The sequence below is a fragment of the Mesorhizobium sp. BR1-1-6 genome (assembly GCF_020165355.1).
In the GTDB taxonomy this organism is placed as follows: Bacteria; Pseudomonadota; Alphaproteobacteria; order Rhizobiales; family Rhizobiaceae; genus Mesorhizobium.
The window spans coordinates 843,398-865,858 of record NZ_JAIUHZ010000001.1 but is presented as its reverse complement, the minus strand read 5'-3'; the positions used below and the strand labels follow the sequence as shown (position 1 = coordinate 865,858).

The 22,461-nt window shown below is 63.1% G+C and carries 24 protein-coding genes and 1 tRNA gene; 12 read left to right on the top strand and 13 right to left on the bottom strand.

Going from position 1 to position 22,461, the window contains the following annotated elements; genetic code table 11:
• Nucleotides 1-4: 4 nt before the first annotated feature.
• Complete coding sequence (locus LB545_RS04215; RefSeq protein WP_140524234.1) at nucleotides 5-463, top strand: RidA family protein; 459 nt, start codon at nucleotides 5-7, stop codon at nucleotides 461-463.
• 25 nt (nucleotides 464-488) lie between these two features.
• On the opposite strand, the gene argB is transcribed toward LB545_RS04215, so the two are convergent.
• Nucleotides 489-1,382, bottom strand: a complete 894-nt coding sequence (argB, locus tag LB545_RS04210) for an acetylglutamate kinase (protein ID WP_140491474.1) — start codon at nucleotides 1,380-1,382, stop codon at nucleotides 489-491.
• Nucleotides 1,383-1,548: 166 nt separating this feature from the next.
• Complete coding sequence (locus LB545_RS04205) at nucleotides 1,549-3,042, bottom strand: amidase (protein WP_140671543.1); 1,494 nt, start codon at nucleotides 3,040-3,042, stop codon at nucleotides 1,549-1,551.
• A 146-nt stretch (nucleotides 3,043-3,188) separates the two neighbouring features.
• On the opposite strand from LB545_RS04205, the gene LB545_RS04200 reads away from it, so the two are divergent.
• From LB545_RS04200 to msrB, 4 genes are all read left to right on the top strand, one after another.
• Nucleotides 3,189-3,728, top strand: coding sequence for a sigma-70 family RNA polymerase sigma factor (locus LB545_RS04200; RefSeq protein WP_140491478.1), 540 nt, complete (start codon nucleotides 3,189-3,191; stop codon nucleotides 3,726-3,728).
• Entirely contained in the window at nucleotides 3,725-4,423 is a 699-nt protein-coding gene (locus LB545_RS04195) for an anti-sigma factor domain-containing protein (protein ID WP_140491480.1), read from the top strand. Before LB545_RS04200 ends, LB545_RS04195 begins: the two co-directional genes overlap by 4 nt.
• A 222-nt stretch (nucleotides 4,424-4,645) precedes the next feature.
• Nucleotides 4,646-5,203, top strand: coding sequence for a fasciclin domain-containing protein (locus tag LB545_RS04190; protein ID WP_140491483.1), 558 nt, complete (start codon nucleotides 4,646-4,648; stop codon nucleotides 5,201-5,203).
• A 198-nt stretch (nucleotides 5,204-5,401) separates the two neighbouring features.
• A complete protein-coding gene (msrB, locus tag LB545_RS04185; RefSeq protein ID WP_140491485.1) occupies nucleotides 5,402-5,905 on the top strand; it encodes a peptide-methionine (R)-S-oxide reductase MsrB in 504 nt (167 codons plus the stop codon).
• Between the two features lie 167 nt (nucleotides 5,906-6,072).
• Here the strand turns inward: msrB and LB545_RS04180 are convergent, their stop codons facing one another.
• Nucleotides 6,073-7,665 carry a DHA2 family efflux MFS transporter permease subunit gene (locus LB545_RS04180; protein ID WP_224704485.1) on the bottom strand — a complete coding sequence of 531 codons (1,593 nt, stop codon included), beginning with the start codon at nucleotides 7,663-7,665 and terminating at the stop codon, nucleotides 6,073-6,075.
• Between the two features lie 22 nt (nucleotides 7,666-7,687).
• Nucleotides 7,688-8,872, bottom strand: a complete 1,185-nt coding sequence (locus tag LB545_RS04175) for an HlyD family secretion protein (RefSeq protein ID WP_224704484.1) — start codon at nucleotides 8,870-8,872, stop codon at nucleotides 7,688-7,690.
• Nucleotides 8,873-8,999: 127 nt separating this feature from the next.
• On the opposite strand from LB545_RS04175, the gene LB545_RS04170 reads away from it, so the two are divergent.
• On the top strand, nucleotides 9,000-9,734 hold the full coding sequence (locus LB545_RS04170; protein WP_140491491.1) for a TetR/AcrR family transcriptional regulator: 735 nt from the start codon (nucleotides 9,000-9,002) through the stop codon (nucleotides 9,732-9,734).
• Nucleotides 9,735-9,751: 17 nt separating this feature from the next.
• On the opposite strand, the gene yihA is transcribed toward LB545_RS04170, so the two are convergent.
• The 5 genes from yihA to rpmH form a co-directional block, all read right to left on the bottom strand.
• On the bottom strand, nucleotides 9,752-10,411 hold the full coding sequence (yihA, locus tag LB545_RS04165; protein ID WP_140491494.1) for a ribosome biogenesis GTP-binding protein YihA/YsxC: 660 nt from the start codon (nucleotides 10,409-10,411) through the stop codon (nucleotides 9,752-9,754).
• Nucleotides 10,408-11,046 carry a CatB-related O-acetyltransferase gene (locus tag LB545_RS04160; protein ID WP_140895758.1) on the bottom strand — a complete coding sequence of 213 codons (639 nt, stop codon included), beginning with the start codon at nucleotides 11,044-11,046 and terminating at the stop codon, nucleotides 10,408-10,410. The genes yihA and LB545_RS04160 overlap by 4 nt, the downstream gene beginning before the upstream one ends.
• Before the next feature lie 243 nt (nucleotides 11,047-11,289).
• The gene (gene yidC / locus LB545_RS04155) at nucleotides 11,290-13,110 is read right to left on the bottom strand and encodes a membrane protein insertase YidC (RefSeq protein ID WP_140554640.1); all 1,821 of its coding nucleotides are present in this window, start codon (nucleotides 13,108-13,110) and stop codon (nucleotides 11,290-11,292) included.
• A gap of 14 nt (nucleotides 13,111-13,124) precedes the next feature.
• Complete coding sequence (gene rnpA / locus LB545_RS04150; RefSeq protein WP_140491500.1) at nucleotides 13,125-13,478, bottom strand: ribonuclease P protein component; 354 nt, start codon at nucleotides 13,476-13,478, stop codon at nucleotides 13,125-13,127.
• A 14-nt stretch (nucleotides 13,479-13,492) separates the two neighbouring features.
• Nucleotides 13,493-13,627 carry a 50S ribosomal protein L34 gene (rpmH, locus tag LB545_RS04145; protein ID WP_008833937.1) on the bottom strand — a complete coding sequence of 45 codons (135 nt, stop codon included), beginning with the start codon at nucleotides 13,625-13,627 and terminating at the stop codon, nucleotides 13,493-13,495.
• A 301-nt stretch (nucleotides 13,628-13,928) separates the two neighbouring features.
• Here rpmH and LB545_RS04140 point away from each other — a divergent pair, with 301 nt between their 5' ends.
• Together LB545_RS04140 and LB545_RS04135 are read left to right on the top strand one after the other, a co-directional pair.
• Nucleotides 13,929-15,416 (top strand): ATP-binding protein, encoded by a 1,488-nt coding sequence (locus LB545_RS04140; RefSeq protein WP_140655256.1) that lies wholly within the window; start codon nucleotides 13,929-13,931, stop codon nucleotides 15,414-15,416.
• A gap of 225 nt (nucleotides 15,417-15,641) precedes the next feature.
• A tRNA-Arg gene (locus LB545_RS04135) sits at nucleotides 15,642-15,718 on the top strand.
• A 271-nt stretch (nucleotides 15,719-15,989) separates the two neighbouring features.
• On the opposite strand, the gene LB545_RS04130 is transcribed toward LB545_RS04135, so the two are convergent.
• Entirely contained in the window at nucleotides 15,990-17,612 is a 1,623-nt protein-coding gene (locus LB545_RS04130) for an MDR family MFS transporter (protein WP_224704483.1), read from the bottom strand.
• Nucleotides 17,613-17,704: 92 nt separating this feature from the next.
• Nucleotides 17,705-18,859: an HlyD family secretion protein gene (locus tag LB545_RS04125; protein ID WP_224704482.1), complete on the bottom strand. Its 1,155-nt coding sequence runs from the start codon at nucleotides 18,857-18,859 to the stop codon at nucleotides 17,705-17,707.
• A 121-nt stretch (nucleotides 18,860-18,980) separates the two neighbouring features.
• Between LB545_RS04125 and LB545_RS04120 the strand changes: the two genes are divergently transcribed.
• The 4 genes from LB545_RS04120 to LB545_RS04105 all read left to right on the top strand — a co-directional run bounded on the left by LB545_RS04120 (nucleotide 18,981) and on the right by LB545_RS04105 (nucleotide 21,165).
• Nucleotides 18,981-19,892 carry a LysR family transcriptional regulator gene (locus LB545_RS04120; protein WP_140514286.1) on the top strand — a complete coding sequence of 304 codons (912 nt, stop codon included), beginning with the start codon at nucleotides 18,981-18,983 and terminating at the stop codon, nucleotides 19,890-19,892.
• 299 nt (nucleotides 19,893-20,191) lie between these two features.
• A complete protein-coding gene (locus LB545_RS04115) occupies nucleotides 20,192-20,431 on the top strand; it encodes a DUF680 domain-containing protein (protein WP_224704481.1) in 240 nt (79 codons plus the stop codon).
• A 94-nt stretch (nucleotides 20,432-20,525) separates the two neighbouring features.
• Nucleotides 20,526-20,798 (top strand): DUF1127 domain-containing protein, encoded by a 273-nt coding sequence (locus LB545_RS04110; RefSeq protein ID WP_224680501.1) that lies wholly within the window; start codon nucleotides 20,526-20,528, stop codon nucleotides 20,796-20,798.
• Between the two features lie 73 nt (nucleotides 20,799-20,871).
• Nucleotides 20,872-21,165, top strand: a complete 294-nt coding sequence (locus tag LB545_RS04105; RefSeq protein WP_140625228.1) for a muconolactone Delta-isomerase family protein — start codon at nucleotides 20,872-20,874, stop codon at nucleotides 21,163-21,165.
• Nucleotides 21,166-21,230: 65 nt separating this feature from the next.
• On the opposite strand, the gene LB545_RS04100 is transcribed toward LB545_RS04105, so the two are convergent.
• Together LB545_RS04100 and LB545_RS04095 are read right to left on the bottom strand one after the other, a co-directional pair.
• Complete coding sequence (locus LB545_RS04100) at nucleotides 21,231-21,884, bottom strand: hypothetical protein (RefSeq protein WP_140514281.1); 654 nt, start codon at nucleotides 21,882-21,884, stop codon at nucleotides 21,231-21,233.
• Between the two features lie 138 nt (nucleotides 21,885-22,022).
• Complete coding sequence (locus LB545_RS04095; protein WP_140514279.1) at nucleotides 22,023-22,397, bottom strand: avidin/streptavidin family protein; 375 nt, start codon at nucleotides 22,395-22,397, stop codon at nucleotides 22,023-22,025.
• Between the last annotated feature and the right edge of the window lie 64 nt (nucleotides 22,398-22,461).

Sequence of the window (22,461 nt, the reverse complement as noted above, 5' to 3'; positions counted from 1 at the left end):
AGAGATGCAGCTTGTCACCCATAAAAAGACGAAAGAGGGCCGGCTGATGCCTTGGGGAAAAGGCACCGTCGTCAGCGGCGCCAGGGGCTATGTCTTTCTCGCCGGCAATACGGGCACGGCCGAAAATTACGACCCGTCGACGGGCAAAGGTGGCGCCGTCGGGGACGCGGCGACGCAATGGCGCTCCATTTTGACGACCATCAAATCGGACCTGGAGGAGCTTGGCAGCTCGCTCGAGCATCTCGTCAAGATCACCCAATATATCAAAGGACCATTTCCGGACGGCGGCGTTCTGAGTTCCCCCAATTTCCGGCTGGACGTCATGGACGAATTCTTCGCCGCGCACTGCCCGAAGCACTGCAGCTACAACAATCCGCCGCCCTCGGAGGTAATCGGGGTTGCCGCACTTGCGCATCCCGATCTCGTCATCGAGATCGTGGCGGTCGCCGCTCTGCCGGATTAGCGCCGGGCGCGACAGCCCACAAATATCAGGGCACGATCAGCGTGCCGGCGCCGTGCTCGGTGAACAGTTCAAGCAGCACCGAATGCGGCGTCTTGCCGTTGAGGATGACGACGCCTTCGACGCCGCGCTCGATCGCCTCAATGCAGGTCTCGACCTTCGGGATCATGCCGCCCGACACCGTGCCGTCCTTGATCAGCGCCTTGGCCTCGGCGACCGTCAGCTCGTCGATCAGCTTCTTGTCCTTGTCGAGCACGCCCGGCACATCGGTGAGGAACAGAAGACGCGAGGCCTTGCAGGCGCCGGCGATGGCGCCGGCGAAGGTATCGGCATTGATGTTGTAGGTGTGACCATCGCGGCCGGGCGCCACAGGTGCCAGCACCGGGATCATCTCGGAGCGCGCCAGAAGGTCGAGCAGCGTGCGGTCGACCTCGACCGGCTCGCCGACGAAGCCGAGATCGAGCACGCGCTCGATGTTGGAGTCCGGGTCGATCATGGTCTTGCGCGCCTTTTCGGCGAACACCATGTTGCCGTCCTTGCCGCACAGGCCGATCGCCCATTCGCCCTCGGCGTTGATGAGCGCGACGATCTCCTTGTTGATAGAGCCCGCCAGCACCATCTCGACGATCTCGACCGTCTTCTGGTCGGTGACGCGCAGGCCGCCCTCGAATTTGGATTCAATGCCCATCTTGTTGAGCATGGCGCCGATCTGCGGCCCGCCGCCATGGACGACGATCGGGTTGACGCCGGACTGTTTCAACAGCGCGATGTCGCGCGCGAAGGCTTTGCCGAGTTCGCTGTCGCCCATGGCGTGGCCGCCATATTTCACCACCACCGTCTTGTTCTCGTAGCGCTGCATGTAGGGCAGCGCCCGCGACAGCAGGGCGGCCTGCATTTCGGCGGTGGCGGCGATGTCCGTCATCGGCGTGGTTCCCTGGCTTTTGATTTCATGCCTGTCGTTGCCCCAAAACCGCTGCGCATTTTTGGCGACATGCATCAGGTAAAGACGGCGGCGTCTTAGCGGGAATTGACGCGGGCCGCAAACGGCTTTGCTGTCATATTCGGGCGGCTCACGACCTCGTCATCACTTAAGGCACCATAAGCGGCGCCCTGCGGCCAAGCCAACCGGAGATCTTCTCCATCTGCGCGGCCAGGGACAAAAGCGTCTCCTCGTCACCGGGGCGGCCCGCGGCCTGGATGCCAAGCGGCAGGCCGGCTTCGGTGACGTGGATGGGCAACGCAATGGAGGGCTGGCCGCTGACATTCTGGATCGCCGGCCAGTGAGTGAACCACAGGCTCTTGTCCATCAGCTGGCCGAACAGCGGTTCGATCCTGAGCAGCGCCGTGAGGCGAAGCTTGTCGAGCATGTTCTCGATGAGCTCGTCGGCGCCCTTCGGGTCCATCGCGCCGCAAGCGAGCGGCGGGTGGGCGATAACAGGCATCAGCACGGCGTCGTAACGCGCCGTCTCCGCAATCAGTTGCCGCGAGGCGGCATGCAGCCGCTGCAAGCCTGCATAGGTCTCGCCGGCCGAGACCATTTCGCCCAATCGGCCGAGCACCCGCGTCGCGCGCTCGATGTCGCCGGTGACGGTGCGGCCGATGCGCACCGCCTCGGCCCGCAACATGCCTGCGACGGCCGAGGCAACCGTTCTGCAGAAATCGGCGAAGAAGTCGCGACCGATGGAGGGCAAATCGATTTCCTCGACGCTGTGGCCGCCCTCGCGAGCGAGCGCCACCGCGGTATCGAGCGCTTTCAGCGTCTCGGCCGAAATCGGCAGGCCAAGCGGAGAGGTCCGGTACATTGCGAGCTTGAGCTTGCCGGGATCGCGCGCGGCAGCCGCGGCGAACGCACCCTTCGGCGGCGGCGCGGTATAGGGCGCGAGCGGGTCGGGACCATGGGTGAGGTCAAGCAGCAGGGCGCAATCGCGCACCGAGCGGGTGACGGCATGGTCGACCACCATGCCGTACCAGCTTTCGCTCACCAATGGCGACAGCGGGATGCGGCCGCGCGAGGTCTTGAGGCCGACCAGCCCGGTGCAGGCAGAAGGCACTCGGATCGAGCCGCCGCCATCGGAGGCATGCGCCACCGGCACGACGCCGGCGGCGACCAGTGCCGCAGCGCCGCCGGACGAGCCGCCGCTGGTGTGGCCGGTGTTCCAGGGATTACGGGTGATGCCGAAGGCTTTTGATTCGGTCATCAGCCGCAGCCCGTGTTCGGGCGATGTCGAGGTGACGATGGGTATCAGTCCGGCGGCGAGATAGCGTTCGGTCAGCACCGAACTGACCTCGGGCACCCAGGCGGGGATGCGGCTGCCGCCATGCGACGGCACGCCCTTGATGGCGATGCCGAGATCCTTGATGGCGAAGGGCACGCCGGCCAGCGGTAGGGAACGATCGATGCCCTTCGCCCGGCTGCGCGCCGCATCGTAGAGTGTCTCGGCCGTGGCATTGATTTCAGGCCGGCTGGCCTCGGCGCGCGCGATCGCCGCGTCGACCAGTTCGACCGGCGAAACCTCGCCCTTGCGCACCAACGTGGCAAGGCCGGTGGCGTCTTCTTCCCACAGCACTCGTTCGACCGACATGCGCGCTCCCCCGATCCAGGCAAGGTAACCAGCGGCCAATCCGTTGGCAATCGAGCGATGGAACGAGTGCGGCGCGGTGCGGAAAGCTTTGGGTGTACGGAAATTTGCGCCGTTGCAAATACATCGCAATCCCCTAATTTGCCGACATGACGCCACAGGAGATCAGCAATCTGATTGTCCGGACTTCGATGAAGGACCGGGCTTCGTTCGATCTGCTGTACCGGCAGACCAGCGCGAAACTTTTCGGTGTCTGCCTTCGTGTATTGAAGGACCGGGGAGATGCCGAAGAGGCGCTTCAGGAGGTCTTCGTCAAGATATGGACGAAGGCGGACCGTTTCGCCGTCTCGGATCTAAGCCCGATTTCCTGGCTGGTGGCCATCGCGCGCAACCATGCGATCGATCGTATCAGGGCGCGGCGGGAACCTGCCGCCTATATCGATGCCGCGCTCGATGTGGCCGATCCGGCGCCGGGACCGGAGGCCATGACCGTGGCAGGTGGCGAGTCCGAGCGCATCTACCATTGTCTCGAGGAATTGGAGAAGGGCCGGGCAGCGGCTGTCCGGGGCGCCTATCTGAACGGCGAGAGCTATGCCGAACTGGCGGAGCGCCATGGCGTGCCGCTGAACACGATGCGAACCTGGCTGCGGCGCAGCCTGCTGAAGCTCAGAGAGTGTCTGGAAAGATGACGCTGGTAGACGACGACGGACCGGAACGTGGAGGCGACGACCTGTTCGCCGCCGAATACGTTCTTGGCGTCCTGACAGCGGAAGAACGCCAGATTGCGTCCCGCCGCATCGATGGCGACGCCGCATTCGCTCGGCTTGTCAATGCCTGGGAGGCCCATTTTTCGCCCTTGGCCGTCGCCTATTCCGGGACAGAACCTCCGATCAGGGTCAAGGAGGCGATCGATCGCCGGCTGTTCGCCTCGCAGCCTCGCGCCGGCCTATGGTCGAGCCTTGCCTTCTGGCGCGGCCTTGCCGCCGCCGCCATCGCGGCGCTGGCGATCTACATCGCCTTGCCTTTCATCAACCCACCGCTCCAACAACCACAGCTTGTCGCCTCGCTGGCCGCCGAAGGCAGCGACGTCAGATACCTCGTCGTCTATGACGCGGCGCATCATGAAGTCGGCCTGTCGCACGTTTCCGGTGAGCGGGCCTCCGGCAAGGACTTCGAACTGTGGGTGATCGTGGGCAAGAACGCGCCGGTTTCGATGGGCGTCATCCCGGCCGGGAAGGCTGCGCATGTGACGGTTTCGCCGGCCGTGCAGCAGAAACTTGCGCAGGGCGCCGTGCTGGCGGTCAGCCTCGAGCCTTCAGGCGGTTCGCCGACCGGCCAGCCGACGGGACCGGTGGTCGCGGCAGGCGACCTGAAGGGCATCTGATGGCTCCCCGCCCGGACCGTCGCCTTTCAAAATAGTGAAGTCTATTTTTGCATGGATAACCGCGGACCAAATTCCCGCGGTTGGATCAGCCTATCCACCGAAATCACTGGACCTCATTCGGAAGAAAAGAATTCTTTCATAGAAAGCGAAACTAAGTTTTTCATGGCCCGTATCTCCTCGCGTTCCCAATGATGGGGAAAACAACCCGAGGAGACTTACATCATGCGTAAATTCGCCACCCTTTTGCTCGCCGGTACGATCGGCCTCTCAGCGCTCGGCACCATCGCCTATGCCGCCAATCCGATGGTCGGGGGCGCACCCATGTACGCCAAGAAGAACATCATCGAGAACGCCGTCAATTCGAAGGACCACACGACGCTGGTCGCTGCCGTCAAGGCAGCGGGCCTGGTCGACACGCTGCAGGGCGCCGGGCCCTTCACCGTCTTCGCTCCCACCAACGAGGCCTTTGCAGCACTTCCGGCCGGCACGGTCGAAACGCTGCTCAAGCCCGAGAACAAGGACAAGCTGACCAAGGTCCTGACCTGCCATGTGATCGCGGCGAAAGCGATGGCCGCCGACGTCGCCAAGATGGCCAAGGCCGATGGCGGCGCGCATGTAGTCAAGACCGCCGGCGGCTGCGAGCTGACGCTCAAGGCCGATAAGGGCAAGGTCACCGTCACAGACGAGAACGGCAATGTCGCCCATGTGACGATTGCCGACGTCAGGCAGTCCAATGGCGTCATCCACGTCATCGACAAGGTTCTTTTGCCGAAGATGTAACATACGGCTCGCTGCCGGCGAACAGGCAGCAAGGCTCTCCTGCCGGTGCGCGACTTCGTACACGCGTTGCGCCGGCAGGCGTCCGCTCCGCACTGTGGCTCCATCCAGGAGGCTGGTGCGGGTAACGTTCGGCCCTCAACGGCTTTTGATTTTCAGCCGAGCGTTGAATGTGGCAAACAGATAGCAGGAGGATTGGCCATGAACCGTCGCGACTTTCTCTTGAGCGGCGCCGCCGCCATCGGCGTGGTCGCCGGCACGGCATCTCTGCTGCGCATGGGCGGATCGCAGGATGCACGTGCGGCGGAGACCTTCGAAGTCACCAAGACCGATGCCGAATGGCGCGCGATCCTGTCTCCCGCGGCCTTCGACGTGCTGCGCAAGGAAGGCACCGAATATCCCGGCACCAGCCCATTGCTCAACGAGCACCGCAAGGGCGTCTTCGCCTGCGCCGGCTGCGACCTGCCGGTTTACTCCTCCGAGACGAAGTTCGATTCCGGCACCGGCTGGCCGAGTTTCTGGCAGGAGATCGCCAACGCCGTCGGCAAGACGCAGGACCGGTCGCTCGGCATGACTCGCACCGAAGTCCACTGCCGCCGCTGCGGCGGCCATCTGGGCCATGTCTTCGACGACGGCCCGCCGCCGACCGGGCTGCGTCACTGCATCAACGGCGTGGCGCTGAGCTTCAAGCCCGCCACAGCCTGAGACCATGCGGCTGCGATATGAAAAAACTCCGGGCTTGCGACCCGGAGTTTTTTAGCGGTCAGTCATTTCGGGCGTGGACTGGAGGAGCTTCCCGAAACGGCTGCCCGTGTTTCCTTGCTTCCAGCGCGATTCAGGACGCAAATCGTTTCTCCGGTATTGCCCTGGTGTCAGTGCCCGCCGCCACCACCGCCGACGGCCGCCGGTTTGCGGATCATCATGGTGAACAGGCCAAGCGTCGCGAACAGCACCGTCAGCATGTAGAACACGTCCATGAAGGACAGCAGCGCCGCCTGCTGCTGGACCATGCCCGACAATTTCGAGATCGCCGCGCTGGCCGCGTCCAGGCCGGCGGTCTGCTCGAAATTGAGCGTCATGTTCTGAAGCTTCTGCTGCGCGGCCGCACTTCCCCACTGCACGTGCTCGGAGAGCCTTGCATAGTGGAAGGCGTTGCGGTCGATCAGCACCGTGTTGATCAGGGCGAGGCCGACGGCACCGCCGAGATTGCGGGTCAGGTTGAACAGGCCCGACGCATTCTTCAGCCGCTCGGGCGGCAGCGTGCCGAGCGCGATGTTGTTGATCGGCACCATGCACAGCATCATCGAACAGCCGCGCAGGATCTGCGGGATGAGCAGCTCGTAAAAATCCCAGTCGGCGGTCAGATGCGTCATCCACCAGGTTCCGGTGGCGAAGCCGAAGAAGCCGATCATCATCATCAGGCGCGGGTCCATCTTGTTCGACAGGATGCCCGAGACCGGCGCGGTGAAGAACATCGCCAGGCCGCTGACGAACAGTGCCTCGCCGATCATCATGGAATCGTAGCCGCGGATGCGTCCGAGGAACACGGGGTAGAGATAGGTGAGACCGTAGAGGCCGATTCCGATGACGAAGGAGAACAGCGAGCCGAAGGCGAAGTTGATATTGCTGAACGCCTTGAGATCGACGATCGGCTCCTCGGCGGTGAACACCCGCCAGAAGAACAGCACCGCGCCGAAGGTCATGACGACGGCGCAGATGAACACCGCCTGATCTTGCAGCCAATCATTGTTCGGGCCTTCCTCGAGCACATATTCCATGCAGCCGAGGAACGCCGCCATGCCGGCAAGGCCCCACCAGTCGAACTTCGAGAACAGCTTGAGGTTGGGCTTGTCGAAGTCGATCAGCGACCAGGCCGCCGTCGTCACCAGAATGCCGGGCACGACATTGACGAGGAACAGCCAGTGCCAGGACATTGCGTGGCTGATATAGCCGCCGACGGTCGGACCGATGGTGGGCGCCAGGGTGGCCACCAGGCCGATCATCGGCGAAACGACGGCACGGCGCGACGGCGGGAAGATGGTGAAGGCGGCCGCAAAGACGCTGGGGATCATGCCGCCGCCGATAAAACCCTGGATGGCGCGGTAAACGATCATCTGGTCGATGTTGGTGGCGGTCGCGGCGAGCGCGCTTGCGGCGGTAAAACCCGCCGCCGAAATTGTGAACAGAACATGCGTCGACAGCATCCGGCTGAGAAAGCCGGACAGGGGGATCATGACCACCTCGGCGATCAGATAGGCCGTCTGCACCCAAGGGATCTCGTCGGAACTGGCGCTCAGGCCAGCCTGGATCTCGGCCAGCGAGGCCGAGACGATCTGGATGTCCAGGATGGCCATGAACATGCCGAACACCATCGCCAGGAAGGCTATGACGCGCCGCGTCGAGATGGTGTCAGGCACAGCCGGCCTCGCCGGCGGCGCTCCTGCGGTCAGGGTTGCGGTGGCCATGGCGTTGCTCCCCGGAGCGCGCTCAGTTGATCGCGGCCGGCGCGGTGCGGCTGTCGACGGCGACAACGACGCTTAAGCCGGCACGCAGTCTGCCGCTCTTCAGCGCATCGGCCGGCACGTCGATGCGGACCGGGACGCGCTGCACCACTTTGGTGAAATTGCCGGTGGCATTTTCCGGCGGCAGCAGCGAGAACACGGCACCCGAGGCCGGCGCCAGCGAGGAAACAGTGCCCTCGATGGGCTCGCCGTCGATGGCATCGACCGAAATCCTGACCTTTTCGCCGGGCACCAGCCGGGCAAGCTGGGTCTCCTTGAAGTTGGCGACGATGTAGAGCTTGTTCATCGGCACGATGACGGCGAGCTTCTGGCCGGGGCTGACGAGGTCGCCCTGCTCGACGGAACGGTTGCCGACAACGCCGTCATAGGGCGCCTTGAGCACCGTGAAGGACAGGTCGCGCGCGGCCTTGTCGCGGCTGAGCTGCAAGGATGCCAGCGTGCTTGCCGATTCAGCACGCTGCGCCTCCAGCACGCCGATATTGGCCTGTGCTGCGGCGATCTGCGCGTCGGCGCCGACGAGAGCGGCGTTGGCCTGGTCGAGCGCCGTCTGGGCGTCGTCGAGTTGCGCCTGCGTACCGACATGGGTCTTGAGCAGTTGCGCGGCGCGCTGCTGGGCGCGCGCGGCATTGGCCGCAGCGGCCTGGTCGGCGGTCTTGGCGGCCTGCGCCTGCTGCAAGGAGGCCTGTGCCGCCTTGGTCTGCGCATCGATGCGATCGAGCGTTTTGGCCAGCGTGGCGATCTGCGCCTCGGCCTGGGCGACCGCTATTTTGTAATCGCCGTCATCGACCGTCAGCAGCGGATCGCCGGCCTTGACCTGCTGGTTCTCGCTGACCTTGACCTGATCGACATAGCCGGAGATCTTGGGCGAAATGAAAGCCATGTCGGCCTGGACATAGGCGTCGTCGGTCGAAATCATGAAACGGCCGGTGGTCCAGTAATCATAGCCGTACCAGGCGCCGGCGCCGAGCAGGGCGACGCCGATGACCGGCAGCAGGAAGGAGCGCACGGAACGCTTTTTCTTCGCCGGAGTTTCCGCCAGAGGCGGCGCGGCGACTGGCTGGACGGGAACTTCCGGTGCTTCCGTCGCCGGGGCGACCTTGGCGTTGGGGAAAGGACGGACTTCGGCGGTGGACGGCGCGTTCGAGGACATGACATCTCTCTAAGTTATAATACTGAACCGTTCGGTTCGATCCGGCCGTTGACATAGCGCCTAAAGAGGACCATATCAAGAGGCAATCGAACCGCTTGGTTCGAATTATTTTCGAGGTGTGACTTTAATGGCCGACACAACGCCCGACGTCGAAAACGACAATTGCGGCGACCTGCTGGACGGCTTGCGCCGCGGCCGCCCGGCAGCCGGACAGGATCCGGTCAAGCGCAGCCAGATCATCGATGGCGCCCGCCGGGTCTTTATCGACAAGGGCTTCGAGGCGGCCTCGATGAACGACATCACGCGGGAAGCCGGCGTTTCGAAAGGCACCATCTATGTCTACTTCGCCAACAAGGAAGAGCTCTTCGAGGCGCTGATCGAGGAAGAACGCGGCACGATCTTCAAGAACATGTATGACGTGCTCGACCGTGCCGACGACCTGCGCGAGACGCTGGTGAAATTCGGCAAGGTCCTGTCCATGAAGATCACCTCGGCCAAGGTCATCCAGGCCCAGCGCACGGTGATCGGCGCCTCCGACAGGATACCCGACATGGGCGCGCGGTTTTACGAACGCGGCCCCAAACGCGGCCACGACAAGGTCGTGACCTTCCTCAAGGCCGCCATCGACCGTGGCCTGCTCAAGATCGACGATGTCGACCTTGCCGCCTATCAGTTCACAGAACTCTGCCTGGCCGGTCTTTTCCGGCAGTGCATCTTCGCCTATCGCGCCAAGGCTCCGAACCAGGACGAAATCGACCATATCGTCAGGTCGGGCGTCGACATGTTCCTGAAGGCCTATGGCACCGAAATGCTTGCCGCGGAGGAAAGCCACAAGATGATCGCCCTGGAGGCGAAGGCTTAACCCGGCTTTTTGTGCCGCTAGCCGCCATTGGCCGCGAGCACGATCGCGGCGCGCAGCTCCTCCAGGCCCTCGGCCTTTTCCGATGACGTCGCCAGCACGAAAGGAAACGCCGCCGGTCGCTTCTTGATCTTGGCAAGCGTCTCCTCAATCAGCCGCGGCACGCCGGCGGCCTTGATCTTGTCGGTCTTGGTCAGCACGACCTGGTACGAAACCGCCGCCTTGTCGAGCAGCGACAGCACCTCGTCGTCCTTGGCCTTGATGCCGTGGCGGGCGTCGATCAGCACATAAACCCGCTTCAGCGTGACACGGCCCTTGAGATAGTCGAAGACCAGCTTCGTCCAATCGTCGACCTTTTCCTTGGGCGCGGTGGCATAGCCGTAGCCCGGCATGTCGACCAATGCCATTGGCGGCAGGTCGGCGCCCTCCCCCGAAAATCCGTCCGGCACGAAATAATTGAGTTCCTGCGTGCGCCCTGGCGTGTTGGAGGTGCGCGCCAGGCCCTTCTGGTTGACCAGAGCGTTGATCAGCGACGACTTGCCGACGTTGGAGCGGCCGGCAAAGGCGATTTCCGGCGGCCCTTCCGGCGGCAGGAACTTCATGGCGGGCACACCGCGGATGAAGATCCACCCGCGGGTAAACAGGTCCGTGCCGATCGTGGTGCTGTATTGAGCGTTCAAGCTGCTGTCTCCAGAAGAGAAATATCGGCGCCCCTGATGGCATCGAGGTTGCGGCTGATCTTGTCCACCGGCCAATCCCACCAAGCCACCGCCAGCAGCCGCCGGATCGTCCTGTCGTCGAAACGCATCTTGACGACCTTGGCCGCGTTGCCGGCGACGATGGCATAGGGCCGCACGTCGTGCGTGACCACGGACTTCGCCGCAACGATGGCGCCATGTCCGATTTGCACCCCCGGCAGGATCACTGCCTCCATGCCGATCCAGACATCGTTGCCGACCACCGTGTCGCCGCGCACCTCCTTCGACCATGTGGCGGGGTCGAAACCCTTTTCCCAGCCATGGCCGAAAATGTTGAACGGATAGGTCGAAAAACCGGACATGGCGTGGTTGGCGCCGTTCATGATGAAGCGGGCACCTTCGGCGATGGCGCAGAACTTACCGATGATCAGCCTGTCGCCGATGAAGGAATAGTGGTGCAGCACGCATTTCTCGGCGAATTTATCCGGCCCTTCCGGATCGTCATAATAGGTGAAGTCGCCGATCTCGATGTTGGGCGCGCTCACCAGCGCCTTGAGGAAGCCGACGCGCGTGTGCATCGGGATCGGGTGCTTGATGTCGGGATTGGGTCCGGTCATGGCGGTTCGTCCGGGAATTGGCTGGCGGACGCGTCCCGCGTCGGCGCACACCTCGTCAAAGTAGCGTAATCCGCCGTATAGCACCAATCGCCCCGGGAGCGAGTCTTCGATGGTGGACAAGCGCATTTGCCGGATCGGACGGTGCCGCGCGTTTGCAGTTTCGCCCATCGCGGGCGGACGTGGACCGATGCCGGCGCACAAGAAAAAGCCCGGGCGACCGGGCTTTTAGCGAAGAATGAGGCTTTATTCCGCTGGCGACGGTTTCTTGCGGAACAGCGCCAGCAGATTGTCCCACAGTTCGATCTTGGCGCCTTGGCGCTTCATGATCACGCCTTGCTGGAGGATCGACAGCGTGTTGTTCCAGGCCCAGTAGATGACAAGCCCGGCCGGGAACCCAGCCATCATGAAGGTGAAGATGACGGGCATCCAGGTGAAGATGGCGGCCTGCGTCGGATCCGGCGGCGTCGGGTTCATGCGCATCTGCAGGAACATGGTGACGCCCATGATCAGCGGCCAGACGCCGATCATCAGCATGTGCGGAAGCGTGATCGGAACAAGGCCGAACAGGTTGAAGATCGACGTCGGATCGGGCGCGGCCAGATCCTGGATCCAGCCGAAGAACGGCGCATGGCGCATCTCGATGGTGATGTAGAGCACCTTGTAGAGCGAGAAGAAGACCGGGATCTGCAATGCCACCGGCCAGCAGCCGGCGAGCGGATTGATCTTCTCGGTCTTGTACAGCTCCATCATCGCCTGCTGCTGCTTCATCTTGTCGTCCGCGTATTTCTCGCGGATCTCGAGCATCTTGGGCTGCACCTTCTTCATGTTCGCCATCGACGCGTAGGACTTGTTGGCGAGCGGGAAGAAGATGGCCTTGACGATGACGGTGGTGGCGAGGATCGCCAGGCCGAAATTGCCGAGGAATTTGTAGAGCGTGTCGATGAGCCAGAACATCGGCTTGGTGATGAAGTGGAACCAACCCCAGTCGATCAGCAGGTCGAACCGCTTGATGTGGCGGTCTTCGGCATAGGCATTGATCTTGGCGACTTCCTTGGCGCCAGCAAAGACCTCGGTCTCGACGGTTGCCGACTGGCCGGCCTCGACATTGATCGGGTCGGTGAGGAAGTCGGACTGGTAGCGGTGGCGGCCGTCCACGAAATAGCCGAAGCGCGGCTGGAACGGCTGCTTCTCGCTCGGAACCACCGTCACCGCCCAGTATTTGTCGGTGATGCCAAGCCAGCCGTCCGTCGACTTGCCCGGCTTGACTTCCTTGTCCTTCTCGATGGACGCGTATTTGTGTTCCTGCAGGCCTTCCGCACCGGTGAAGCCGATCAGGCCTTCATGCAGCACGTAGGTGCTGGCGACTGCCGGCTTGTCGTAGCGCGTGACGCGGCCGTAATTCGACAGCGTAACCGGGGCCGAACCCGAATTGCGCACCTCGTCGGAAACGGTGAACATGTAGTCGCTGTCCACAGAGAAGGTGCGCTTGAAGGTCAGCCCCTTGTCACTGGTGTAAGTCAGCGTCACCGGCGTCGACGGGGTCAGCGTCGGATTGCCTTCGACGTTCCACACCGTATCCGCGCCCGGTACCGTACCCGTCTTGTCGTTGCCGACGAAGCCGATCTCGGCGAAGTAGCCGCTGGGCAACTCCGAAGGGTTGAGCAGTTCGATCTCGGGCGAATCCTTGTCGACGGTTTCGGTGTAGTGCTTGAGCTTGAGGTCGTCGAGACGGGCGCCGGTCAGGTTGATCGAGCCTTCGAGGCTCGGCGTATCGATCTTGACGCGCTTCGAAGCCGCCAGCGCCTGGTCGCGGCTGGCCGCGGTGACGGTGTCGCCGCCGGGCGCGTTGGGGATGGCACCGGGAGCGGTGCCGGCCGGCGCCGGCGTTGCCGCGCCCGGATTGGCTGTCTCTGCCGCCTTCTTCTGCTCTTCCACGCGCTGCTGCTCGACGCGCGCCGCCTCGCGCTGCTGTTCGACGCGCGGGTTCATGTAGAAGACCTGCCACAGGGTCAGGATCAGCACCGACAGCGCGATGGTGATGAAGAAGTTTCGGTTGTTTTCCATCGAGAGCCCTTGGCCTATCGTGTTCCGCGAAGTCGGCGGGAGAGTTCGACCTTCAACTGGCCGAACGGGGCGCGGAGCGCATCATCGCGCCCGACGATGACATAATCATTGCCGGGCATCATGTCATCGGCCGCATGGGTGCGCACGGCCTCTTTCAGCCGCCGCCTGACGCGGTTGCGCACGACCGCGTTGCCGACCTTCTTGGTGACGGTGTAGCCGACGCGCGGCGCGCCGCCATCGCCGCGGTCGAGGACCTCGACGAGGAAAAACCGCCCGCGACGTTTTTCACCACGGCGGACGGCCAGGAATTCCGCGCGTTTCAGAAGCCGCTTGGGATTTTGTCCCACTGGCTTGCCGGTTGCGGGCAACGATCTTGTCTCGCTCAGGCGCTGAGCCGCTTGCGGCCGCGGTTGCGGCGAGCTGCGACGACGCCGCGACCACCCTTGGTGGCCATGCGGGCACGGAAACCGTGCCGGCGTTTGCGGACGAGTTTGGACGGTTGGTAGGTACGCTTCATTTGTTTTAATACCGCGGGGTGCGGCCCTTCTTGATTCTGTCACTCTGTAACAGGAGCTTTGCCGGGCCGGCTTTGGCGCGATCGAAACCGCGCCGGGACGAATGGCCCGAGCGTGAGCGGGCTTATAGAAAGAAGGGTTTTGGAAGTCAATCCGGTGCCGGGCCGGTGCCGGGCCGGTGTCGCCGGGCCCGGGATGCGCACTTTCGGCGGCAATTATATCTCTCCGACCAAGGGGGAAATTGGCAAAAAAGCCGCAATCGCCTAATCTGGGCTGATCAAGCGATTGTGAAGACAGGACCGCATGAGCGAAACCACGCAAGCCGAAGAAGGGACAGGACCAGCGCCAGCCGCCGTCCGCAGCGTACCCTTGTCGCGCGGCCTGTCGACAAAACTGCTGCTGTTGACCATCGTTTTCGTGCTTTTGGCCGAAGTGCTCATCTTCCTGCCCTGGATCGCCAGCTACCGGCTGGCCTGGCTCAAGGAGCGGCTGAGTACCGCCGCGGCCGTATCGATCGTGCTGGTGCAGGGCGAACCGACCTCGCTGTCGCGCACGGCGCAGAACGACGTGCTTATGGCGATCGGCGCCAAGGCGATCGCGGTGCGCGACGGCGGCGTGTCGCGGCTGCTTGTGGTGGCCGACATGCCGCCGCAGGTCGACGAGCACATCGACCTCGCCAGCGTCGGCATGGTCAAGGGCATGACCGGCGCGCTCGACACGCTGTTTTTCGGCGGCAACCGGATGCTGCGCGTCTTCGGGCCGGTCGGCGACAGCGACAAGGAGTTCGAGCTGATCATGCCGGACTACAGCCTGCGCAAGGCGATGCTTATCTATTCGCGCAACGTCGCCTTCGTCTCGCTGCTGATCTCGCTGTTCACGGCCATGCTGGTCTATGCCGCGATCGACCTGATCATGATCGGACCGATCCGCAACATGACGCGCTCCATGCTGTCCTTCTCGCAGGCCCCCGACGACCCCAGCCGGATCATTCATCCCGCCGCCCGCGCCGATGAGATCGGGGTGGCCGAGCGCGAGCTGTCGCAGATGCAGGAGCGGCTGCAGAAGATGCTAACCGAGCAGAAGCACCTGGCCGACCTCGGCCTCGCCGTGTCGAAGATCAACCACGACATGCGCAACATCCTGGCCTCGGCGCAGCTAATTTCGGACCGCCTGCGCCAGGTCAAGGATCCGACCGTGCAGGCCTTCGCGCCGAAGCTCCTGCGTGCGCTCGACCGTGCGGTCTCCTACTCGGAAGGCGTGCTTCATTACGGCCGTACGCAGGAGCCGCCGCCTTCGCGCCGGCGCGTGCGGCTGCGCCAGCTGGTCGAGGACGTGCACGGCCTGCTCGACATCGAGGAAGGCATCGAGTTCATCAACGCGGTCGAAAAGGCGTTCGAGGTGGACGCCGATTCCGACCAGTTGTTCCGCGTGCTCACCAATCTGTGCCGCAACGCCGTGCAGGCGATGGCGGCGGACACGGAGAGCGCCGTGGTGCGCCGGCTGGCGGTTTCGGCCGAGCGCATGGGCAGCGTCAGCCGCATCGTCGTGACCGACACCGGTCCCGGCCTGCCGCCGAAGGCGCGCGAGAACCTGTTCGCGGCGTTCCGCGGCTCTGCGCGCAGCGGCGGCACCGGGCTTGGTCTGGCGATCGCGCATGAACTGATCCGCGCGCATGGCGGCACGGTGGAGCTGGTCGAATCGATCGGCGGGCGCACCACCTTCGCCGTCACCATTCCCGACCAGCCGGTGCGGCTCGACCAGGCCCGCAACGGGCTGCGCCGCCCGGCCTGACAGGCTTGGGCGCTGTTTCGCCCGCAAACCGGTCCGGCCCCCTTCGCCCTGAATGCCGCTTCGAACAACCCGATTTCCGGCCGGATCCAGCGGATGACGCATCGACGACAAAACTTTTGCCGGATCGGCTTGCTTTTCGCGAATTCAGTCGCTAGGGAACTGCACACATTCGCGGCCGGTCCTCGAGGATCGGATCGCGGGGTCATGGAAAGCATGACCTGATGCGCGCCCGTAGCTCAGCTGGATAGAGCACCAGACTACGAATCTGGGGGTCAGGAGTTCGAATCTCTTCGGGCGCGCCATTTTATCCTATTGAAATCAATAGACTTCCAGGCGTTTCCAGCGCGACGCCACTGGCTTGATTTTCGGAATTCAGCCGGTTTTGGCAAGACGGCGGCAGCCGGTGCCAAAATCGCACTATGGGCTAAAGTGCCCTACTTGGAACGGCACAGTCTCTGCCAAGCATTCGAAAATTTGCTGAGTTTCCTGGTGGTGCACGTGACAGACTCACATTCCGGGGCCGCGCTGGCGTAGTTCGGGATTGAAATCATTGTAGTTCTTCTTTCCGATCTTTCAGTGCGCGCCACCCGCCTCGATATGGCCCGGGTTGCGCAACAGCAGCGTGGCGAAGAACGCGACGACAAGGGCTGCTCCGAGTAGATAGAACGCGTCGCTGAAAGCCATGATGAAAGCCTGCTTGCGCACCATCTGTCCGATGGCGATGACGGCCTTGAGCATCGCGGCTGCGCGATCGCCGGCGCCATGCGCCAGGAAATATCGGGTCAGATGCTCGATGCGCGCGCGAGTGCTCTCTTCGAACAGCGACACCGACCGCACCAGCACGTTGGAGTGGAACTGCTCGCGCTTGGTCAGAAAAGTCTGCAGCATGGCGATGCCGACGGCGCCGCCGAGATTGCGGATCATGTTGAACAGTGCGGAGGCGGAGCCGGCGTTCTCCTGTTCGATGCCGGCCGTAGCGACCGCAGCCAGGGGTACCATGACCAGGGCCTGACCGACGGCACGGACGACATTCGGCCAAAAGAACTGCTCCGACGCGTAGGCCGCCGTCATTTCGATGTTCATGAAATTGCTCGCCGCGAACAGCGCAAAGCCGAAGGCAACGATAATGCGCATGTCGAAACGCTTCATCAACTGCGGCACCAGCGGGATCAGCACCAGTTGCGGCAGGCCTGTCCAGGCCAGCACCATGCCGATCTGCTGAGCGTTGTAGCCCTGGATGCGCGCGAGATAGACGGGCAGGATGAACACCGCCCCGTAGAGCGCAATTCCGAGCAGGAAGCTGGCCAGGATGGAGAACCCGAAATTCCAGCGGGCGAACAGTCTGAGGTTAAGCAAGGGCCTTTCGCTTCTCAACTCGATCCACAGGAAAAGCGAGAGGCTGACGAGGGCGATCATGGACAGCCGCACGATGAAAGGCGAGCCGAACCAATCGTCCTTGTTGCCCTCCTCGAGCACAGTCTGCAAGGTGCCGAGCCCGATCGCCATGGTGATGATCCCGGCCCAGTCGCCCTGGCGCAGCAGCGAAAGCTGCATCGGCGCCCTTTCGAGGGACATCCACAGCATGCCGACCATCAGCGCGCCGGGGACCAAGTTGACATAGAAGATGAACTGCCAGCCCCAGTTCTCGGTGAGATAGCCACCGATTGTCGGTCCGATGGCCGGTGCGAAGGTCGCCGACAGCGCGAACAGGGCGAATCCGATCGGCTGCTTCGCCTTGGGCAGGAGGGTTATGGTGATGGTGAAGGCGACCGGGATCAGCACGCCGCCGCAAAAGCCCTGCAAAGCACGCAGAACAATCATCTGCCGAAGGTTTTGCGCGAAGGCGCAGGCAACCGAGAAGGCGAGAAACTGGATTGCATTGGCCAGAAGATAAAGGCGGATGGAAAAGACCCGCGACAGCCAGCCAGTGAGAGGAATGACGACGATCTCGGCCACCAGGTAGGCGGTCGATATCCAGCCGCCGTCATCGATGCCGGCGCCGATGGCGCCCTGAATGTCGGCGAGGGATGCGTTGACGATCTGGATGTTGAGGACCGCCATGAAGGCGCCGAGCGTCGAGCCAATGACGGCGATCCAGGTCTTGAGCGAGGCGGAAGAGGCATCGGTGGGCACCAAGCTCGATGCTTTGGCTGCCGCCGGCGCAGGCGTGGGGTTGGTGGTGAAGATCGCGGGCACGGCTGAATTCCCTGTTTGACGAAGAGCGCGTGAGACACTGGCGTGGCTGCCACCATGCGAGGTCCCGGAGAACCTCGCGCAGCCGCTACGAGTTACCAGCCGGCGATGATCCGGCGGCCGCTGTCCGGTTCACCCCGTTCGGCCAGGATGGTTGCCTTCGTGTCGATCGTCGGTTCCGCCGACATGCCGGCGCGCAGCTTGCCGGCGAGCCTGCCGTCGTTGATCGCGATCTTCACCGGGATGCGCTGCACGATCTTGGTGAAATTGCCGGTGGCGTTATCCGGGGGCAGCAGCGCGAACTCGAGACCGCTGGCCGGCGACACACTGTCGACGCGGCCCTTGAGTGCCACGCCGGGAAAGCCGTCGACGGCGATCTCGACCGGCTGTCCGCTCTGCACATGGGTAAGCTGTGTCTCCTTGAAATTGGCCACGACATAGACCGCATTCAGCGGCACCACCGCCATGAGCAGCGTGCCGGCCTGCACATACTGGCCGACGCGAAGCGAACGGGCCCCGACGGTGCCGTCGACGGGTGCCGTGATCGTGGTGTAGGAGAGATTGAGTTCCGCCTGACGCAGGGCGGCCTGGCTGCTGTCGCGCTCGGCCTCCGCTTTGCCGCGCTCAGTCGTGAGCACGTCGATCGCTTTGCGGGCAGCAACCAGTGCGGCGCGATCCCTCTGCAGTTGGGCTTCGTTTTCGCCGAGGGACGCCGCAGCTTGCTGGGCGCGTTGGCTGGTGCCGTAGCCGCTTTTCAGCAAGGTTTTATAGCGATCACCCTCCTGCTGCGCGAATTTGAGCTTCGCCTCGGTTGCGGCGACGTTGGCCTTTTGCTGTTCGACCACCGAATGCTGCAGGCCGATCTGGGCGTCGAGGTTATGCAGCGTCGCTTCGGCTGCTTCGACATTGGCTTGCGCTTGGTCTAGCGCGGTCCTGAAATCGCGATCGTCGATGCGGGCCAGAACCTGGCCCGCCTTGACGTGAGTGTTGTCCTCGACCAGCACCTCGGCGATGTGGCCCGAGATCTTCGGCGCGACAGCCGTATAGTCGGCCTTGACATAGGCATCGTCGGTCGATTGCAGATACTGCCCGACCGTCCAATAGTCATAGCCGTAGAGCGCAGCCGCGGTCAGGCCGGCCACCAGACCCAACCCGATTACGGTGCGTTTGATCATCGTCTTGCGGGACCGCCGCGCGGGTTTTACCTCAACCGGGTATTCCAAGGTGGCGGGGTTGACGCTTACGGTCATCGTAATCTCCTCTCACGGTCGGGCCGAGTGGCCGATTGGTGCAAGGACGATGCAACGGCAATCTTGATGTGATAATCGAGGAAAGAACAGAAGGATCATCCATTAAGAGCGGATAATCGAAATGGACAGGCTCACGAGCTTGACGGTGTTTGGCCGCGTTGTGGAATGCGGGGGCTTTTCCGCGGCAGCCCGACGCCTCAACATGTCGACGACGATGGTCAGCAACCACGTCCAGGCGCTGGAGGACAGGCTCGGCGTCCGGCTTCTCAACCGCACCACCCGCAAGGTGAGCCTGACCGAGATCGGCCAGGCTTACTACCAGCGTTCCTCACAAATCCTCGCCGATCTGGAGGAGGCGGACCGCGTCGCGGGAGCACTTCAGGCGACGCCGCAAGGCACGCTTCGCCTTCATTCCAGCATGAGCGTCATCCGTTTTCTGGCGCCGATCGTTTCCGAATTCGTCAACCTTTATCCGGCTGTTTCGGTCGATCTCACCGTCGGCGAAAGAATGGTCGACATGGTGGAGGAGGGCTTCGACCTTGACGTGCGTTCGCTGCCGCTTCCCGATTCAAGCCTGATCGTCCGGCGGCTGACCTCATGGCGCAACATCGTCTGCGGTTCGCCCGGCTATTTCGAACGCCATGGAACACCGCGTCGGCCCGATGACCTCGCACGCCACAATTGCATGCGCCATGCGTCATATCCTTTCGGTAACGAGTGGCGTTTCGAGGACCCCGACGGCGAGCCCGTTTCCGTCCGCGTCGATGGCAACTTATTGACCAACAGCCAGGAGACGCTCAGACGCCTTGCTCTCGACGGCCGCGGTCTGTTCATACCGCCGCCCTTTCTCGTGGCCGACGACCTGAGCGCCGGGCGCCTTGTCCGGGTGCTGGAGGAATATTCAGGAGTCGAGTTCGCGATCAACGCGTTCTATCCGCATCGTCACCATGTCTCGGCCAAGGTGAGGACTTTCATCGATCTGTTGGCCGAGCGCTTTGCCGAACACCGCAGGTGGATGGAATTGAAGTACTGAACGACGGTTACACCGTCCGCCGCCGGAAAGTCGGCGGGCTGATGTGCCTTCTGATCTCTGGCCGGCCACATGCCGGCAAGGGCCGGAGCGATTGCCAGCACCGACATGGCAAAACCCTCGATCCGGGAGGGCCAGCGCTGAGGCCGCGCGCCCGCTCATGATCCTATTATCCGCTCTTGGCGGATGATCCTTTCCAATATTCGAAGATTATCATGAGTGGGTCCAAGATGCATCTTCTTGGCGAACGGGCAAGGACCTGTTCTTGAACCAAGTCCAGAACTCAACCTTAGGAGATTTCCATGAAAAAGATCGCTCTTGCCGCCGCCGCGTTCCTGGCCATCACTGGCGCCGCACTCGCCGAGAACCCGAATGTCGGCGGTTCCGACATCAATGCGATTGCCCGGGAACAGCTCGACAACACCCACACGTCCTCGATCGCGCATAGTGCAGCCTACGAACTGCTCAATGCGGGCTCCAATGCGGCCATCGCGCAGGATCAGGCGGTCGAGCGTCGCCGGGACCTTTTCGGCAACCGTTAGACAGCGGCTCCGGCCGCCGAACCCCCAAAGCAGCGGGCTCATTCGCCGCCTTCGCCTCGGGGTTCGACCGGTCGCGAAAAAAAGGAGAAATGCGATGGACGCAGTCGTCAACGGCGCCGCCTTGGAGCGGGCCGAAACAAGGAGTGCACCGCAGCGGCGTGGAGTCGAGGCTCTACAGATTCTGATGGCGCGCGTCGCGGCGGTCTTGGTCTGGGTCGAAGCCGGTATGGAAAGGCGCCGGAGCCGCCGCATGCTGATGGAACTCACGGACTCGCAATTGCAAGACATCGGTCTTTCTCGCGCCGACGTTGCCGGCCGAGACTGGAAAACCGATCCTTTCCGCCCTGTTCCAGCCGATGGTCGCTAAATAACCATGACAGGCATCAAGCACCCACCGGGACAAACCGGAAAGCCTTACCTTCATCAACAGGAGAAAGAACATGCAGTTCATCGTCTTGACACGTCGGCGGACGGAAAGCTTCAACGACGCGGACTACACGCCCGAGAGACTGGAGGCCGAAGCCGAAGGCGTTCGCCGACTCTTCATGGCAAGCACCGTGCGACAAATCTGGAATCGCGGCGACATGGGCGGCGCTTGTCTTCTCATGGAGGCCGAAGCGGAGGAAGAGGTTCGCTCGGTGCTCAATGCCCTTCCGCTGTTCAAAAGCGGCATGCAGGAAACGGTCTCCATTGTTCCGCTACGGCCATATAGAGGCTTTGGGCCGCGGCAATAGAAGATGTCACAAGGCATGCTTGGCATATCGCGCCTCGGCCAAGCGATCCCTGGCTCCGCAGAGCTTCATTCCCCGCGCGTGCCTGGGAAAAGAACCGTCAGTCGTTGCTCGGCCGCCGCCCAAGCCCGCAGGTGGTAGCTGCGCAGCGCGAACACGCTTGCAGCGAAGGCGAGCATCCCGGCTGCCACACCGAGAGCCATTCCGGCGCCGGCTGCCGCTGTGGCGGCTATGCCCGTAAAGACACCTGCGATGGCGCTGCTGATCACGCTCACCATCCCGGCCGTGGTCATGAAATACTGCAACGGCGATGGGCTGAGCCCCTTGTCCACGAGCACCGCCGAGCGATCGTCATGCGTGGAATGAACGAGGTAGCTTTGCATGGCGGGCGCGACTTCGACGTAGTAGTGCCGGATCCGCGCCATTCCACGGGCGTGCACCATGTCCTCGATGGCGACCTGCACGGCGCGGACGAAGGTGACCAGGCCGATGAAGAAAACGCAGGGCAGCAAGATCAGGCTGAACAGCACGAACGGCGTACCCATTTTCGTGACTTGCGCCACGAATGACAGCGCGATCGCCGCGCTTGAGACCGACGTGAGGAACAGATTGGCGCGCTGATTTGCCTCCTGAATGGTGGCCGCGCGGGCGGTCTGCAGCACAAAGTGCTCGGTTGTCATGCATTGCAGGACTACCCGCGCGTCGTTGCCTTCTTCCGCCATCCCATCCGTCCTCCGGTCGGCTCGACCACAGCGCCGCCGAAATCGCTCAGGATCGGCAGGCCGCCTTCAGTCGCGCATATGCGGGCCTGGCGGCCTTCCGTAGCCGCCGATGGAGCCACGCCGGCCCGAGAGGCTGGGTCATTCCACGCGCTCGAACACATCCAGGCTGGTCCCGAAGGCGCGCCATGCCCCAACTCTGACCATCCTGGCAGGCGCCCCTTCCGCCGATGCGGTAAGGGTCTGCCCTGCAACGGTATGCCAAAGCATCTCGAGCTTACTTTCCCGCAGAATACCGGTGTAGCTCACGGCCGCAGGCCCGGCCTTGCCCTGTCCCGCAGCCGTGAAGCCGATTACGTCGCCGCAAGCAGCGCCATGGATCGGAAGTTCCTGACCAAAGAAACTGCTGTCTTCCAACGCCGTCCTGAACGTGCCGCGGATGACGCCTTCCGCATCGTCCTCGATGATGACGGTCGAGCCGTATTGGTTTCGCCAAGTCCCGATCCAATCTGGCATGGAGCACTCCACGAGCGGTTCGGGATCAACGTGCAGGGCCCGCACGCGTTCCGAGGCTGCCTGC

Bases quoted from the DNA above. Each gene is read 5' to 3' on its own strand.
- LB545_RS04115 (WP_224704481.1), top strand. From the start codon at position 20,192: ATGAAAAAGATCGCTCTTGCCGCCGCCGCGTTCCTGGCCATCACTGGC.
- msrB (WP_140491485.1), top strand. From the start codon at position 5,402: ATGAACCGTCGCGACTTTCTCTTGAGCGGCGCCGCCGCCATCGGCGTG.
- LB545_RS04100 (WP_140514281.1), bottom strand. From the start codon at position 21,884: ATGGCGGAAGAAGGCAACGACGCGCGGGTAGTCCTGCAATGCATGACA.
- LB545_RS04205 (WP_140671543.1), bottom strand. From the start codon at position 3,042: ATGTCGGTCGAACGAGTGCTGTGGGAAGAAGACGCCACCGGCCTTGCC.
- rpmH (WP_008833937.1), bottom strand. From the start codon at position 13,627: ATGAAGCGTACCTACCAACCGTCCAAACTCGTCCGCAAACGCCGGCAC.
- LB545_RS04195 (WP_140491480.1), top strand. From the start codon at position 3,725: ATGACGCTGGTAGACGACGACGGACCGGAACGTGGAGGCGACGACCTG.
- LB545_RS04160 (WP_140895758.1), bottom strand. From the start codon at position 11,046: ATGACCGGACCCAATCCCGACATCAAGCACCCGATCCCGATGCACACG.
- LB545_RS04200 (WP_140491478.1), top strand. From the start codon at position 3,189: ATGACGCCACAGGAGATCAGCAATCTGATTGTCCGGACTTCGATGAAG.
- LB545_RS04110 (WP_224680501.1), top strand. From the start codon at position 20,526: ATGGACGCAGTCGTCAACGGCGCCGCCTTGGAGCGGGCCGAAACAAGG.
- LB545_RS04125 (WP_224704482.1), bottom strand. From the start codon at position 18,859: ATGACCGTAAGCGTCAACCCCGCCACCTTGGAATACCCGGTTGAGGTA.
- LB545_RS04095 (WP_140514279.1), bottom strand. From the start codon at position 22,397: ATGCCAGATTGGATCGGGACTTGGCGAAACCAATACGGCTCGACCGTC.
- LB545_RS04120 (WP_140514286.1), top strand. From the start codon at position 18,981: ATGGACAGGCTCACGAGCTTGACGGTGTTTGGCCGCGTTGTGGAATGC.
- yidC (WP_140554640.1), bottom strand. From the start codon at position 13,110: ATGGAAAACAACCGAAACTTCTTCATCACCATCGCGCTGTCGGTGCTG.
- LB545_RS04215 (WP_140524234.1), top strand. From the start codon at position 5: ATGCAGCTTGTCACCCATAAAAAGACGAAAGAGGGCCGGCTGATGCCT.
- argB (WP_140491474.1), bottom strand. From the start codon at position 1,382: ATGACGGACATCGCCGCCACCGCCGAAATGCAGGCCGCCCTGCTGTCG.
- LB545_RS04105 (WP_140625228.1), top strand. From the start codon at position 20,872: ATGCAGTTCATCGTCTTGACACGTCGGCGGACGGAAAGCTTCAACGAC.
- LB545_RS04170 (WP_140491491.1), top strand. From the start codon at position 9,000: ATGGCCGACACAACGCCCGACGTCGAAAACGACAATTGCGGCGACCTG.
- LB545_RS04190 (WP_140491483.1), top strand. From the start codon at position 4,646: ATGCGTAAATTCGCCACCCTTTTGCTCGCCGGTACGATCGGCCTCTCA.
- LB545_RS04180 (WP_224704485.1), bottom strand. From the start codon at position 7,665: ATGGCCACCGCAACCCTGACCGCAGGAGCGCCGCCGGCGAGGCCGGCT.
- LB545_RS04140 (WP_140655256.1), top strand. From the start codon at position 13,929: ATGAGCGAAACCACGCAAGCCGAAGAAGGGACAGGACCAGCGCCAGCC.
- LB545_RS04175 (WP_224704484.1), bottom strand. From the start codon at position 8,872: ATGTCCTCGAACGCGCCGTCCACCGCCGAAGTCCGTCCTTTCCCCAAC.